The 13962-nt window shown below is 57.6% G+C and carries 10 protein-coding genes and 2 pseudogenes; 8 read left to right on the top strand and 4 right to left on the bottom strand.

Annotated elements, in window-relative coordinates; genetic code table 11:
* Nucleotides 1-15 precede the first annotated feature (15 nt).
* Nucleotides 16-273 carry an IS66 family insertion sequence element accessory protein TnpB gene (gene tnpB / locus FEZ21_RS06350; protein WP_238839889.1) on the bottom strand — a complete coding sequence of 86 codons (258 nt, stop codon included), beginning with the start codon at nt 271-273 and terminating at the stop codon, nt 16-18.
* 154 nt (nt 274-427) lie between these two features.
* On the opposite strand from tnpB, the gene FEZ21_RS06345 reads away from it, so the two are divergent.
* The 4 genes and pseudogenes from FEZ21_RS06345 to FEZ21_RS06330 all read left to right on the top strand — a co-directional run.
* Nucleotides 428-1285: a winged helix-turn-helix domain-containing protein gene (locus tag FEZ21_RS06345; RefSeq protein WP_160626684.1), complete on the top strand. Its 858-nt coding sequence runs from the start codon at nt 428-430 to the stop codon at nt 1283-1285.
* A complete protein-coding gene (locus tag FEZ21_RS06340; RefSeq protein WP_160626682.1) occupies nt 1254-1775 on the top strand; it encodes a hypothetical protein in 522 nt (173 codons plus the stop codon). The genes FEZ21_RS06345 and FEZ21_RS06340 overlap by 32 nt, the downstream gene beginning before the upstream one ends.
* A gap of 228 nt (nt 1776-2003) precedes the next feature.
* Nucleotides 2004-2386 (top strand): annotated as a pseudogene (locus tag FEZ21_RS06335) (Tn3 family transposase); the annotation flags it as partial.
* Between the two features lies 1 nt (nt 2387).
* Nucleotides 2388-3061, top strand: a pseudogene (locus tag FEZ21_RS06330) (nucleoid-associated protein); the annotation flags it as partial.
* Nucleotides 3062-4018: 957 nt separating this feature from the next.
* Here FEZ21_RS06330 and FEZ21_RS06325 read toward each other — a convergent pair.
* From FEZ21_RS06325 to FEZ21_RS06315, 3 genes are all read right to left on the bottom strand, one after another.
* Nucleotides 4019-4585, bottom strand: a complete 567-nt coding sequence (locus tag FEZ21_RS06325; protein WP_160626680.1) for a hypothetical protein — start codon at nt 4583-4585, stop codon at nt 4019-4021.
* Between the two features lie 370 nt (nt 4586-4955).
* The gene (gene cueR / locus FEZ21_RS06320; RefSeq protein WP_010655462.1) at nt 4956-5444 is read right to left on the bottom strand and encodes a Cu(I)-responsive transcriptional regulator; all 489 of its coding nucleotides are present in this window, start codon (nt 5442-5444) and stop codon (nt 4956-4958) included.
* Between the two features lie 41 nt (nt 5445-5485).
* Complete coding sequence (locus FEZ21_RS06315; protein WP_160626678.1) at nt 5486-7990, bottom strand: heavy metal translocating P-type ATPase; 2505 nt, start codon at nt 7988-7990, stop codon at nt 5486-5488.
* A gap of 801 nt (nt 7991-8791) precedes the next feature.
* On the opposite strand from FEZ21_RS06315, the gene FEZ21_RS06310 reads away from it, so the two are divergent.
* From FEZ21_RS06310 to FEZ21_RS06295, 4 genes are all read left to right on the top strand, one after another.
* Nucleotides 8792-9034, top strand: a complete 243-nt coding sequence (locus FEZ21_RS06310) for an exodeoxyribonuclease VII small subunit (protein WP_003444260.1) — start codon at nt 8792-8794, stop codon at nt 9032-9034.
* Nucleotides 9031-9918: a (2E,6E)-farnesyl diphosphate synthase gene (ispA, locus tag FEZ21_RS06305; protein WP_010655460.1), complete on the top strand. Its 888-nt coding sequence runs from the start codon at nt 9031-9033 to the stop codon at nt 9916-9918. The genes FEZ21_RS06310 and ispA overlap by 4 nt, the downstream gene beginning before the upstream one ends.
* Before the next feature lie 129 nt (nt 9919-10047).
* On the top strand, nt 10048-11946 hold the full coding sequence (gene dxs, locus FEZ21_RS06300; RefSeq protein WP_010655459.1) for a 1-deoxy-D-xylulose-5-phosphate synthase: 1899 nt from the start codon (nt 10048-10050) through the stop codon (nt 11944-11946).
* A gap of 92 nt (nt 11947-12038) precedes the next feature.
* Nucleotides 12039-13922 (top strand): TonB-dependent receptor domain-containing protein, encoded by a 1884-nt coding sequence (locus tag FEZ21_RS06295; protein ID WP_160626676.1) that lies wholly within the window; start codon nt 12039-12041, stop codon nt 13920-13922.
* Nucleotides 13923-13962 lie beyond the last annotated feature (40 nt).

The raw sequence follows: 13962 nt of genomic DNA, 5'->3' as shown, positions 1-13962 counted from the left end.
GTCAGCACGATGGCTTCATCCGAACACTCCGGATGATGTTTTGAAGCGCTCGGATTCCAGGCGCTTTAGCCAAAGGCAAAAGCCGTTGCGCTCCCAATACAAAATCTTCACTCGGTTTCGAGGCTTGTTGAGGAACACAAAAAGCACCGGGTCGAACACAGCGACCTTGATATCCAGCTCGACTAGGGCGGCTAGGCCGTCGATGGATTTTCGGAAGTCGACGGGCTTGGGGTAGAGATAGACTTTTTCGACTTTCGCGACGGGACGCATCATGAGGTGCTGGCTCCGGAAAGGAATCGGGAACACAGCATCGGGGTTCAGGTGGTGACTTTGAATGTGGGGGTTATGGAGCGCTTACGTTATTTTTATTATACTCCTAAAAATGCGTTGAAAGGGCACGTTAAGAGATACTCTTCCAGGAAGCCAGATGAAAGAATTATTAGGATCGTCACTCATCCTGAATACCCATACGCGAATGCTCGCGCGTGTCAGTGACGGAAAATCAGTATTGCTTGGCGTGTCAGCGTGTGAATGCTTGCAAAAATTGTATCACAATCGGGGTAAAATAGTCAGCCAGAGCGATCTGCTTGACGCCGGATGGCGAAGATCAGGTATTGAAGTTACGTCAAGCAGCCTCAGAGGCGTTATCGGTCAGATACGGCGCGCCTTCCTTTCACTTCAAGTCAGTAAAGATTATCTCGTTGTCTCCGTCCCCAAGGCCGGTTACCGGCTTGTCGTTAACTTCCCGGAGTCTATTGATGTTGAAGAGAACGGATCTCAACAGGCTGCTCTTAACAAGAGTATCGCGGTAAGTAAGACGACTGAATCTCCTTCATCAGCAGACGAGGGGATTACCGCTTCACAGCCAGAATTACCAAATCGGGATCTGGCTGTCAGTCCAGTACAGTCACTTGTGGGGTCGGCTTTTATCTCGGGTGTGGTTGCAGTTGCGGCTCTGCTCGGCGGTGGACTATCATTTTTTGCGGGCAGTCTTTTTGAAAACGTTGCCACCCATATAAGCTATATGCCTTATGAACAGCATAATGTCTCTCTTCCACAGGGCGTTCATCTTTTCGTAAATCCAGGCGGGGACAGCTCACCTGAAGTCATCAGTGAAACGCTGAACCTGATGAAAAAGTATGCAGAGGAAGCGCTGTCGGCCTCCCCCTACCTGTATATTTCAGCACGCGGAAAAACAGATTTCATGGGTGTCTTTGCCTGTAAAAAGCCAATTGGGGAACAAAGGAGTGACTGTGAATCTTATGTTTTCAACACCCATCCGTAAAAACTATCTGATTATACTTTGCGCGATTTCAGTTACGTTCATCAGCTTCTCGGCAGTATCCTGGTACCGGGTCCGGCCTTTCCTTGCGAATACGGAGTGTCGCACCACGTTGCATTATTATGAAACCCACCCGGACGCCACGCTCACACTCGCCTCAGGGGAATACCGGAGTCACAGTAAGAGTGGACTTTACGGAAAACTCAGTTACGGCGGACGGATTATTAACTATGGCAGTCAGGGGGAGATCCTGGACATGGTGCCGGTTTATCGGGAACTTGATTTCAGAATGGAAGTTAAGTTCCATCGGATTGTTTCCGAAATAACGGCGACCAATCGCCGTCTCGGCGATCGCAGTACTGATGAACAGGTACGTAATTACATTTTTCCGACCTACAGCGTGGGAGGCATAAACAACACCGGACTGTTTGTATTAAATGATAAATCGCTTGCGACTGGACCTGAACATTTGCCCCGTCTGATTTGCAAATAATAGGATATTGGCCCAGCCGGGCCAATATCGTCATCTAATATCAAAGCGGTGACTAAACCTGTTTGAGTTCAACATAGGTTACTGAACCCTTCAATTTTGAGGGATTCACGGCGGGTGATTCAGCAGATTATCCATCGAATAGCCTGCTATTTCCCCTGTGTCAGCGAAGTTAACGTGGTTGTTATCCGCTTCTTTATACGGCAATCCGTTCAGTTCGTCGACGAAGTCAAAATATTTCTCAACGGTATTCACGCATGGTACATCAGGATGACAACTATTCAGCGGCACTGGCCGAACTGGTCAACGCTCAAAAAGCGCGACTTCTGGCCGCATTCTAGGGCGACGGTACGACATCCTCGTCAGACGCACAGAACTTTCGGGTAGGCTGTCACGGGCTTTCTGCCAGCCAAGTTAATCTTAAATATGGTCAAGAGCCGGAGGTGCAGTTTTATACACATATCTCAGACCAATATAGCCCGTTCTGCGCAAAAGTGATCAGTCGTGTATGCAATTCATCCCATGCTCTTGATGGTCTGCAGTATCATGAAAGCGATCTGGAAATTACCGAGCATTGCCCTGATACTGCCAACTTTAATGAACATGTTTTCGCCTGAAGAGTCCAACCTTTCCACTGAAGGCCATGTGCTGTTTGCTCACTATCAACAGGGCATGACCAATTACCTGGCCATCGTCCTGTACCACCACAGTGAAGGCGTGGCGATGGCCGGCGAGCTGGACGTCCCCCCTCGAGGCACCTCGACCTAGGCCAGCTGCACCTGGCTCTCGGCGTGGCACAACAACACACAGTCGAAGCAATGCATTTCGTTTATCAAAGGCAAAAACGGTTAGAAGGTTTCGGAGTACTTCCGCAAATTTATCGGATGCCGGGAGGTGTCGACGACCCGGGCGAGATGCGCACTCTGCTCAAGGACTTCACCGATTTCGTCGAAAGCGAAGACATGCCGAAGGAGTCTGCCCGCAAAACATCAAGAACCTGGTGGATTACGCCAACAGCCAGGCCAAGCTCGGCGAGCCGATGGGCCTGGAAGAGCTGTCCGGGTTGATCGATGAAGATCGACCAAAAGCCTTTTACGATCACATCCGCAACAAGGACTACGACCTGCCGCCTGAAATCCCGGCAGAAGGGTACCCACAACAAGTTCCGCAACTTCACAGGGCGCGCCAGCGGCCTGTCCGTTAGCTTTGGAGCTCACCTGATGGGCGACAAGATTGACTACGACGAGAACGCCGTCACGCTGATGATTCGCAACCGACCTACCCAGTAGCGTGATCAGCTCAAGGGCAGCGAGAAACCAGCCCCGTCCGATTCTGGACGGGACAACTTCTGTTCAACCTTAGCGCAAGCTCAGACCGTCGAACCCAAGACGCAATGAGAGGTGTTGGGCAACCGAAACACCGATCTTACTGGCGAAGCGATCCTGCGGATTCTGTTTGCGGGTGAAATCAACGATCTTGGTCACCCTTACAACTTCGCGTGCCACATAGTGTGGGATAACCGAGATGGTCAACCAGTCTCAGTCCTGCCACTTGCTCGCTGGTCCAAATCAGCCCCGAGTACGGATCGGGATTCTCTTTTGGTTTCAGACGACCTACTCCGCGTGCATATTCCAGGCTTCGCCCTGTGTACGTTTGCAGATCAAAAATCGCAACTGCGCTGCACTCTTATCCTCTTTAGCCTTGTCACATCCTTCACCCGACAAGCGCTTGGCCAGGCGCTCAAAGCATTTACCAAGCTTTAACAATCCTAATTCCTATCAACTGAGCAATTACATCAGCGAACGTGGTCTTCTCGTCGAAGTGCATGTTGGTCGCGATTGCGGGCATCACCGACCAAATCCAGGCGACTGTCGCGCCTCAGGCAGGGCAACTCGACATCTGCTCAAACCCTTATAGGAGCGCTAGCTATAATTCTGTAGAGGCCGTTTTTTAAGCTTAGGACTCAAAATCCCTTCAATTCTTTAACTGCTACTCCGTCCAGTCCTGAAAAGCCGAGCACCTTGGTTTTCTCAAAAAACGCACAATCAAAGTGGGGGTACAAATGGGGGTCAAAATATTCTATATCTTAAAAGCCCAATAAATGCTCAGCAAATATCAAAAATAACGCCGGCCACAAAGCCGCAGCCTGCCAGCCCTGCAGGGGCGAGCTTGCTTGCGAGCCACTGGCGCCACAGCCCTTCAGGTGGGCCGCCATCGCTGGCAAGCCAGTTCCCACAAGGTACTGTTCAGACATAGCGAGTGCCGGGGAAGCTCCGCTTAATATTGCCTTTGATTACCCGATAGCGTTCGCCGCCATGCTCGACATCCACATACTTAAATGGGGGAAGCCACTGTATGCGTCCGAGAGGGGCGGCCATATAAGCAAAACTGATACCAGCCTGCAAAAATGCATCTCGGGCCTGTTCAAGCCATACACCCTTGCCAAGATCACACCCCTGAAACTTTATCACCCCGACTTCGCGCAAACTGTATCTACGAAGCTCCTGCGCCAGGTCTTGCGCTGTCCTTTCGCGCCCGATTCCGTGTTCATTGGCATGGGAAATAATATCCAGACGATCAGTCGCCCTGACACTGGCGAAATAATGAAAGTTGTTTTTAAAATAATCAGGGGTTCCATCCCCATACAAAGAACAATAGTCAGGATAATAGGTTGTTAAATATTCATACTCCGCCTTATTCGATCGCCGAAAATCATAGGCAAGCAATACTTCTATTTTGCCGAACGGCCAGCGGGCGGAATGAATGAGTGGTAGTTTTGCCACCAGACGACAGCCTTGGAGCTTTAAATTCATGGAGCGGGTCCTTGATGGCGAACGCAGCGTATTTGGCCCAGGCCTAAAGATCAGCTGTCGTGCCCGCCTGAGTTGGGTACGACACCAGAACAACAGTTTTACAACCCCTTTAAAGAACCACGCCAACACCCAATGCTCAAAAATATTCAGTACTTATAAAGTACGACTCACACATGCAACCCGTGCGACTTATAAAAATAAGATGTATGCCCTCTAATAAAAACAGGAAAAGTCTGATATTTCCTGGCGCGTGCAATACTTAACAAACCTATACTGAACAACTTCAGAGGTAGCTACGCCCCCTTAAACCCGCCATAGTCTCAATTAAGGTGAACCGCTACGTTGAAGTTTGCCAGCGTGGCAAGGTCAATCACTTTTCAGCAAACTGCCGCTGGTGGGCTGAGGCCGGTGTGTCGAGCCCGAACCGCGGTGTCCGGCGCGGGGCTTGCGGCGCTGCAGCCAAAGCATTGAGCTCGGCCAGCCCGGCTATGATCGGGCAGTCCGGGCGGTCATTGCCGCGACAGTGACTGGCCAGACTTTCGAGGGTTTGCGCCATCGCCTGCAGTTCGGCGATTTTCGCTTTCAGACCCGCGACATGGGTCAGCGCCATGGCCTTGACCACAGCGCTGACACGATCACGGTCGCGCCACAGCTCCAGTAACTCCGAGATCTGTTCAACAGAGAACCCCAGGTCGCGGGCGCGCCGGATAAAGCCCAGGGCATTGGCGTCCTGGGGGCTGTAAAGCCGGTAGCCGGCCTCGGTTCGAAGGGCTTTGGGGATCAAGCCAGTCTGTTCGTAGTAGCGGATCATCTTCGCCGAAACCCCGGAAAAACTGGCCGCCTGACCGATATTCATCATGTTCCTCTCCCTGGCTCCTGCCCGCGAAAAACTGCCCCCGTTTACACGCCACTCACCGCCATCGGCGCCTTGAAGCCCTTGAGCCGGAGCGCGTTGACCAGCACAAAGATGCTGGAAAGCGCCATCGCAGCCGCCGCAAAGATCGGCGACAGCAATGTGCCGTTCACCGGGTATAGCGCTCCCGCCGCGACCGGGATCAGCACTGCGTTGTAAGCGAAGGCCCAGAACAGGTTCTGCTTGATGTTGCGGATCGTCGCCTGACTCAGGGCGATGGCATTCGGCACGCCACGCAGGTCGCCTGACATCAGCACCACGTCTGCCGCCTCGATGGCCACATCGGTACCGGTGCCGATGGCCAGCCCCACGTCCGCTTCGGCCAGCGCCGGGGCGTCGTTGATGCCGTCGCCGACGAAGGCCACCCGTGCACCATTGACCCGGAATTTCTTCAGTGCCGCGACCTTGCCGTCGGGCAGGACCTCGGCCGCCACCTCATCAATCCCCAACTGGCGGGCGATGGCATTGGCCGTGGCCGCATTGTCACCGGTGATCATCGCCACCTTGAGGCCCAGGGCGTGCAACGCCTTGATCGCCTCCAAAGTGGTTTCCCTGATGGGGTCGGCCACCGCAATCACCGCCGCCAGACGACCGTCGATGGCGGCATAAAGCGGGCTCTTGCCCTGTTCCCCCAGACGTTGGGCGGTCGCGACAAAGCTCGACACATCCAGCCCCAATAGCGTCATGAAACGGTCTGCGCCGACCGACACGGTCCGCCCCGACACCTTGGCCGTCACCCCGAAACCCGGGGTTGCCTCGAAGCTGTCGATGGAACCCATCACCAGACCACGTTGTTTCGCCGCGCTGACGATGGCTTCGCCGATCGGGTGTTCGGAGCGGGTTTCGACCGCCGCCACCAGCCCCAGCACTTCGTCGTAATCAAAGCCTTCGGCAGGCACCAGATCGGTCAGTTCCGGGCGGCCCTTGGTCAGGGTGCCGGTCTTGTCGAGGGCGATCACACTCACATCCCGCAACGCCTGCAAGGCTTCGCCTTTACGAAACAGCACCCCCAGTTCCGCCGCGCGCCCGGTACCGACCATGATCGAGGTCGGCGTAGCCAGCCCCATGGCGCACGGGCAGGCGATGATGAGTACCGCCACCGCATTGACCAGGGCAAAGGTCAGCGCCGGGGTCGGCCCGAAGATCAGCCAGACCACAAAGGTCAGGGTGGCCGCTGCCATCACGGCCGGGACAAACCACATGGTGACCTTGTCCACCAGCGCCTGGATCGGCAGCTTGGAACCCTGGGCCTGCTCGACCAGACGGATGATCTGCGCCAGCACCGTGTTGGCCCCGATCCGGGTCACGCGAAAACTGAAAGCGCCGGTCTTGTTGATCGTGCCGCCAATCACTTGAGCACCCGCAGTTTTATGCACCGGCACCGGCTCGCCGCTGATCATGCTCTCGTCGACATAGGAGGCGCCTTCGACAATCTCGCCATCGAGGGCGATTTTCTCCCCCGGACGTACCAGCACCACGTCCCCGGTTGTCACCTGCTCGAGGGGCAGTTCAAGGGTTTCACCGTTGCGCTCTACCCGCGCGGTTTTGGCCTGCAGCCCGACCAGACGTTTGATCGCCTGTGAGGTTCGGCCCTTGGCCCGGGCCTCCAGCGAGCGGCCAAGCAAAATAAGAGTGACGATGACCGCGGCCGCTTCGAAATACACATTGGCGGTGCCCTGGGGCAGCACTTGAGGGGCAAAGGTCGCGACCAGCGAATAGCCGTATGCCGCCGAGGTCCCGACTGCCACCAGCGAGTTCATGTCCGGAGCACCGCGCAGCAGGGCCGGAACACCCTTGCGGAAAAAGCGCAGCCCCGGCCCGAACAGCACCAGGGTGGCCAGCACGAACTGGATGTACCAGTTGGTCTGCTGACCGATGACCGTCATCACCCAATGATGCATGGCGGGAATCAGGTGCGAGCCCATCTCCAGAATGAACACCGGCAAGCTGAGGATGGCGGCAATCAGCAAGGACCGCTGCAGCCCCCGGGCCTCGCCCTCGCGCCGCTGGTCGTCCTGCTCGCCCGCATCCGGGAGGTCGGCAGACAAGCGTCGCGCCGTATACCCCGCCCGCTCCACTGCGGCCTCAAGGTCGGCAGCAGAAACGGCCCCGGCGAGGTGAGTGACCCGGGCGCGCTCGGTGGCCAGGTTGACGCTGGCCTGCCGCACGCCGGGCACCTTCGCCAGCGCCTTCTCGACCCGGCCCACACACGAGGCACAGGTCATGCCTGCAATCGACAGTTCGGTGGTTTCTTCACGCACCGAGTAGCCCACGCGCTCGATGGCATCTACTACCGCCTGCGGATCGGCCACGCCACTGAAGCTGACATCGGCGCGCTCGGTGGCCAGGTTGACCACGGCCGACTGCACACCCGGGACCGCCTTGAGCGCACGTTCGACCCGACCGACGCACGAGGCGCACGTCATGCCTTCAACCGGCAGACTCAGGCGCGCGGATGCTTTGGACTCTGGTTGAAGCGAAACGCTAGCCATTGGAAACTCTCCTTGAATGTCACGATTGAGCCGATCTTGAAGCTTCCCAGCATGGTAAGGTCAAGGGGCTTGACCGCCATAAGATCTCTGCGCAGTGCATGCCGCATATCGTAGTCGCTACCAAGCAACGCGAGGCTGCGAGCTGTTGAAAACGCCAAAGCAAGCATCCCGGTGTATCCCCTGCTCCGGGGTTTAAGGTTTTACGGACGTTGCCCGATCGCAGAGATGCCATCGCTGGCAAGCCAGCTCCCACAAGATACGCCAGCCACCACAAACCCCTGTAGGAGCGAGCTTGCTCGCGATCCGCTGCACCTCGGTCGTTCCGCCAGACCGCAGAGATGCCATCGCTGGCAAGCCAGCTCCCACAAGATCCGCCAGCCACCACAAACCCCTGTAGGAGCGAGCTTGCTCGCGATCCTCTAGCCCCCCGGTCGTTCCGCCAGACCGCAGAGATGCCATCTCTGGCAAGCCAGCGCCCACAAAATTACCGCCAGCCACCACAACCCCCTGTAGGAGCGAGCTTGCTCGCGATCCTCTAGCCCCCCGGTCGTTCCGCCAGACCGCAGAGATGCCATCGCTGGCAAGCCAGCTCCCACAAGATTACCGCCAGCCACCACAAATCCCTGTAGGAGCGGGCTTGCCCGCGATCCCCAGGCCGCACGATCTTGCAGATCGGCCATTGTGTTGCCATCACGGGCATTCCGGGCCCCGTCAGGGCGGACAGGCAGGGGCCGAGGATTTGCCCCGGAACCCGCCGTCTGCTAGTGTCAGCCGGTTTTAACGCCTACCGAGAATGCCGCTATGGCCCGCAAAAAAGTTGCCCTGGATTTCGAACAGTCCCTCGCTGACCTGCAATCACTGGTCGAGCGTCTGGAAAATGGCGAGCTGTCACTGGAAGATTCGTTGACCGCCTTCGAGCAAGGCATCCGCTTGACCCGTGATTGCCAAGGCGCACTGGCTCAAGCTGAACAGAAAGTGCAAATTCTGCTTGAGCGTGATGGTGAACTGGCCCAAGAGCCCTTTGAAGCGGAACAGCCAGAATGATTGATGCCTACCAGACCAGCAGCCAGGACCGCGTCAACGCGGCCCTTGAGCGCTTGTTTGTCGCTCCGTCTGCGGAGTTGGTCCGCCTCTATGAAGCAATGCGCTACAGCGTGATGAACGGCGGCAAACGGGTCCGCCCGCTTTTGGCCTATGCCGCCTGCGAAGCCTTGGGTGCCGCAGCCGAGCAAGCCAATGGTGCGGCCTGTGCAGTGGAGCTGATCCACGCCTATTCGCTGGTGCATGATGACTTGCCAGCAATGGACGATGACGACTTGCGTCGCGGCCAGCCGACCACCCATAAAGCGTTCGATGAAGCCTGCGCGATTCTGGCCGGCGACGGCCTGCAAAGCCTTGCATTCAGCGCCCTGCTGGATCCGCGACTCAATACTCTGGATGCTGAGACACGCTTGCGCATGGTCGCAGCTCTGGCCCTCGCTGCCGGCCCGGCGGGCATGGTTGGCGGACAGGCGATCGATCTCGGTTCGGTCGGAATCAAACTTGATCAGACCGCTCTCGAATTCATGCACCGGCACAAGACCGGCGCTCTGATCGAGGCCAGCGTACAGCTGGGCGCCCTGGCCAGCGGCCATGCCAGTGCTGATGATCTGCAGGCTCTGAACCTCTATGCACGGGCGGTTGGCCTGGCATTCCAGGTTCAGGACGACATTCTCGACGTTGAAAGCGATACCGCAACCCTGGGCAAACGCCAGGGCGCCGATATTGCACGGGACAAACCGACCTACCCGGCACTGATGGGTCTGGATGGCGCCAAAGCCTATGCGCTGGAGCTGCGTGACCAGGCACTCAATGCGCTGCAATCTTTTGACACTACAGCCGATCCGCTGCGCGCACTGGCTCGATACATAGTCGAACGTCGCCACTAGACCTGGAAAATCCGGTTTTTCAGGCAGTGTCTAATGCCAAGGTCTGACTAACGATTACCTCCGCGCGTGGGCAGCTTACGTTCCTTAAGGTAAACTGCCACCTCTTCTATATTTATAACGATTCGCCTGATGCCAACGACGTTTCAAGAGATCCCCCGCAAGCGCCCGACTACGCCCCTGCTCGACCGAGCGGGCACGCCTGCGGGCCTGCGCCGACTGGCTGAGGCCGAGCTGGAACCCCTGGCCGACGAATTGCGCCAGGAATTGCTCTATACCGTCGGCCAGACGGGCGGGCATTTTGGTGCCGGCCTGGGCGTCATTGAACTGACGATTGCGTTGCACTACGTGTTCGATACCCCGGATGACCGGCTGGTATGGGACGTGGGTCATCAGGCGTATCCGCACAAAATCCTCACCGGCCGCCGCGAGCAAATGGCGACATTGCGCCAGAAAGACGGGATCGCCGCTTTCCCGCGCCGCGCCGAGAGCGAGTACGACACCTTTGGCGTCGGCCACTCCAGCACCTCAATCAGTGCCGCACTGGGCATGGCCATCGCTGCCCGCCTGCAAAATAGCGAGCGCAAGGCCATCGCCGTGATCGGTGACGGCGCGCTGACCGCCGGCATGGCTTTTGAAGCCCTGAACCATGCGCCTGAAGTCGATGCCAACATGCTGGTCATCCTCAACGACAACGACATGTCGATCTCGCGCAATGTCGGCGGCCTGTCCAACTATCTGGCCAAAATCCTCTCCAGCCGTACCTACGCCAGCATGCGCGAAGGCAGCAAGAAAGTGCTGTCGCGTCTGCCAGGCGCGTGGGAAATTGCCCGACGCACCGAAGAATATGCCAAAGGCATGTTGGTACCCGGCACCCTGTTCGAAGAACTGGGCTGGAATTACATTGGCCCTATCGATGGCCACGACCTGCCGACCCTGATCGCCACGCTGCGCAACATGCGCGACCTCAAGGGTCCGCAGTTCCTGCATATCGTGACCAAAAAGGGCAAAGGCTTTGCCCCGGCCGAGGCTGACCCGATCGGCTACCACGCCATCACCAAACTTGAGCCGCTGGACGCACCGAAAGCAGCGCCAAAAGCTGCGAGCGGGCCGAAGTACTCTGCGGTATTCGGCGAGTGGCTGTGTGACATGGCCGCTGTCGATCAACGCCTGGTCGGTATTACCCCGGCCATGAAAGAAGGCTCGGACCTGATCGCGTTCAGCGAGCGTTTCCCGTTGCGTTATTTCGACGTGGCCATTGCTGAACAACACGCCGTGACCTTTGCCGCGGGCATGGCCTGCGAAGGCGCCAAGCCTGTGGTAGCGATCTACTCGACATTCTTGCAGCGCGGTTACGACCAGCTGGTGCATGACGTAGCCGTGCAGAATCTGGACGTGCTGTTCGCTATCGACCGCGCGGGCCTGGTGGGCGAAGACGGCCCCACCCACGCCGGCAGTTTTGACCTGTCTTACCTGCGGTGCATCCCGGGTATGGTGATCATGACCCCGAGCGATGAAAACGAACTGCGCAAAATGCTGACCACCGGCCACCTGTACAACGGTCCGGCGGCAGTACGCTACCCGCGGGGCAGCGGGCCGAATGCAAGCATCGAAAAAACCCTTGAACCGCTGGAAATCGGTAAAGGCGTGATACGTCGCAAAGGCAGCAAGGTGGCGATGCTGGTGTTTGGCGTGCAATTGGCCGAAGCACTGCAAGTGGCGGAAAAAATCGACGCCACCGTGGTCGACATGCGCTTCGTCAAACCTATGGATGAAGCACTGGTGCGCGAAATGGCCGACAGCCATGAACTGCTGGTGACCATTGAAGAGAACGCCATCATGGGCGGTGCGGGTGCGGCAGTCAGCGAGTTGCTGGCCCGTGAAAACGTGCTCAAGTCGGTATTGCATCTGGGCTTGCCGGACGTCTATGTCGAACATGCCAAACCGAGCCAGATGCTCGCCGAATGCGGGCTGGATGCGGCAGGTATCGAAGCATCGGTGCGCCAGCGCATGCAACTGCTGGGGCTCTGAGCCAATCAGACTTACTGCAGGAGCGAGCTTGCTCGCGAGCTTTCCAACGAGCTCGCGAGCAAGCTCGCTCCTACAGGGTTAATTGAGAACACATGAAACACCTTCGTTTGGCTTTAATCCTCGGCATCATCCCCGCCAGCCCTTTGCTCGCCGACACGCTCGAACGGGAAGACGCACTCAAACTCCCGCAAACACTGATCACCGGCAACCGCCAGGTCGAAGCGCGCTCTGACAGCAGCAGCGCCAACACGGTGTTCACCCGTGCCGACATCGATCGCTTGCAACCCACCAGCCTCACCGACCTGCTGGGCCGGGTGCCCGGCGTGCAGGTGGCACGTAGCGGTGGCCGTGGCGGCTTGCCCGGGATTTACATCCGCGGCACCAAAGCGGCACAAAGCCTGGTGCTGGTCGACGGCCAGCGCATGGCCAATGCCACCTCGGCCGACAGCAACCTGCAGTACCTGAATATCGATCAGGTCGAGCGTGTTGAAGTGCTGCGCGGCTCACGGTCGGTGATCTACGGCAGTGACGCGATTGGCGGGGTGATCCAGATTTTCACTCGCCGCGGCGCAGACCAGGCCCCTCAGCTGCGGCTACACAGCTCAGTGGGCAGCTATGGCAGCTCCGACAACAGCCTGGGCGTGTCCGGCGGCGATGCCCAGACCCGCTACAACCTCAGCGGCAGCCTGGAAGAGACGGCCGGGATCAATCGCACGCACCAGTCCTTCCCCAGCGACAACGATCACGATGCCTATCGCAACAAGTCCCTGAGCCTGAATCTGAGCCACTTCCTGAGGGATGATCTGGAAGTCGGCCTGACGGCGATGAAGAACATGGGCAAAACCGAGCTCGATAATTCCTTTGGCCGCTGGGACCCGGACAGCATGACGGTCAGTGGTCAGCAGCTCTACAGCGACTTCGATATCAGCAGTGTGGGCAGTTTTATCGACGCCCAACTGAGCGAGCGCTGGAACTCGCGCCTGGAGCTGGGCCACAGCGAAAATCGCGAAAAAACCCGCGACAAGCTCAGTACAGACAACTACAGCTTCAACACCTACCGCGACTCATTGAACTGGCAAAACAACCTCACGCTGAACGGGCAAAACAGCTTGATACTCGGTGCCGATGCCTATGAAGATCGCGTGCGCAGCAGCACGGTGTTTGACCAGGACAGCCGCTGGAATCGCGCCGTATTTATTCAGCACCGCTTCAATGGCGATTATTTCTCTACCGAACTGGGTCTGCGTCACGACGACAACCAGCAGTTCGGCAGCAATAACACCTGGAGCGCCAGCCTGACGGTACCGCTCAACCCGGACAACGATGTGCTGCTGTCTTACAGCGAAGGGTTCCGGGCGCCGACGTTTAACGATTTGTACTACCCGCAGTACGGCAACCCGGCCCTGAAGCCCGAACACTCCAAAAGCTACGAGGTGCAGTGGCGCAGCCAGTTGAGCGAGAGCAGCCGACTGGAAACCTCGCTGTATCGCACCGACATTCGTGATGCGATTGTGGCCGATGCCGATTTCATTCAGCAGAACATTGGCGCCGCCCGGATCATCGGCTTTGAAAGTGCCTTGCAGCAAGAATGGTTCGGCTGGCAGAGCAGCCTCGGGGTCGCCATTACCGATCCCCGTGATCGCGACACCGGCCATACGTTGAGCCGCCGTGCCCGCCGCACCCTGAACCTTGATCTGGATCGCCAGTTCGACCGGGTAGGTGTCGGCGCCAGCTGGCAGGCGGTGAGCAGCAGCTTTAATGACGACGGCAATACGCAGCCGATTGCCGGCTATGGATTGCTGGGGGTGCGTGGCAACTGGCAAGCCAGCGCTGAAGTGAGGCTTGATTTAAAAGTCGACAACTTGCTGGACAAGAGCTTCACCCGCGCGCTCTACAGCTATGACGGCAGTTACTACGGCTACCGTGAAGAAAGCCGCAGCGTGCAACTGGCCGTGACCTGGACCCCGACGCTCTAAAAACCCGATATCCCCCGTATCCCCCATATCCCCTGTAGGA

The organism is Pseudomonas sp. 9.1(2019) (assembly GCF_009910445.1).
Lineage (GTDB): Bacteria > Pseudomonadota > Gammaproteobacteria > Pseudomonadales > Pseudomonadaceae > Aquipseudomonas > Aquipseudomonas paraversuta.
This window is presented reverse-complemented; position numbering and strand designations above follow the sequence as displayed.

Coding starts and splice junctions, on each gene's coding strand:
- FEZ21_RS06295 (WP_160626676.1), top strand. CDS start 12,039: ATGAAACACCTTCGTTTGGCTTTAATCCTCGGCATCATCCCCGCCAGC.
- FEZ21_RS06315 (WP_160626678.1), bottom strand. CDS start 7,990: ATGGCTAGCGTTTCGCTTCAACCAGAGTCCAAAGCATCCGCGCGCCTG.
- tnpB (WP_238839889.1), bottom strand. CDS start 273: ATGATGCGTCCCGTCGCGAAAGTCGAAAAAGTCTATCTCTACCCCAAG.
- dxs (WP_010655459.1), top strand. CDS start 10,048: ATGCCAACGACGTTTCAAGAGATCCCCCGCAAGCGCCCGACTACGCCC.
- ispA (WP_010655460.1), top strand. CDS start 9,031: ATGATTGATGCCTACCAGACCAGCAGCCAGGACCGCGTCAACGCGGCC.
- cueR (WP_010655462.1), bottom strand. CDS start 5,444: ATGATGAATATCGGTCAGGCGGCCAGTTTTTCCGGGGTTTCGGCGAAG.
- FEZ21_RS06310 (WP_003444260.1), top strand. CDS start 8,792: ATGGCCCGCAAAAAAGTTGCCCTGGATTTCGAACAGTCCCTCGCTGAC.
- FEZ21_RS06345 (WP_160626684.1), top strand. CDS start 428: ATGAAAGAATTATTAGGATCGTCACTCATCCTGAATACCCATACGCGA.
- FEZ21_RS06325 (WP_160626680.1), bottom strand. CDS start 4,585: ATGAATTTAAAGCTCCAAGGCTGTCGTCTGGTGGCAAAACTACCACTC.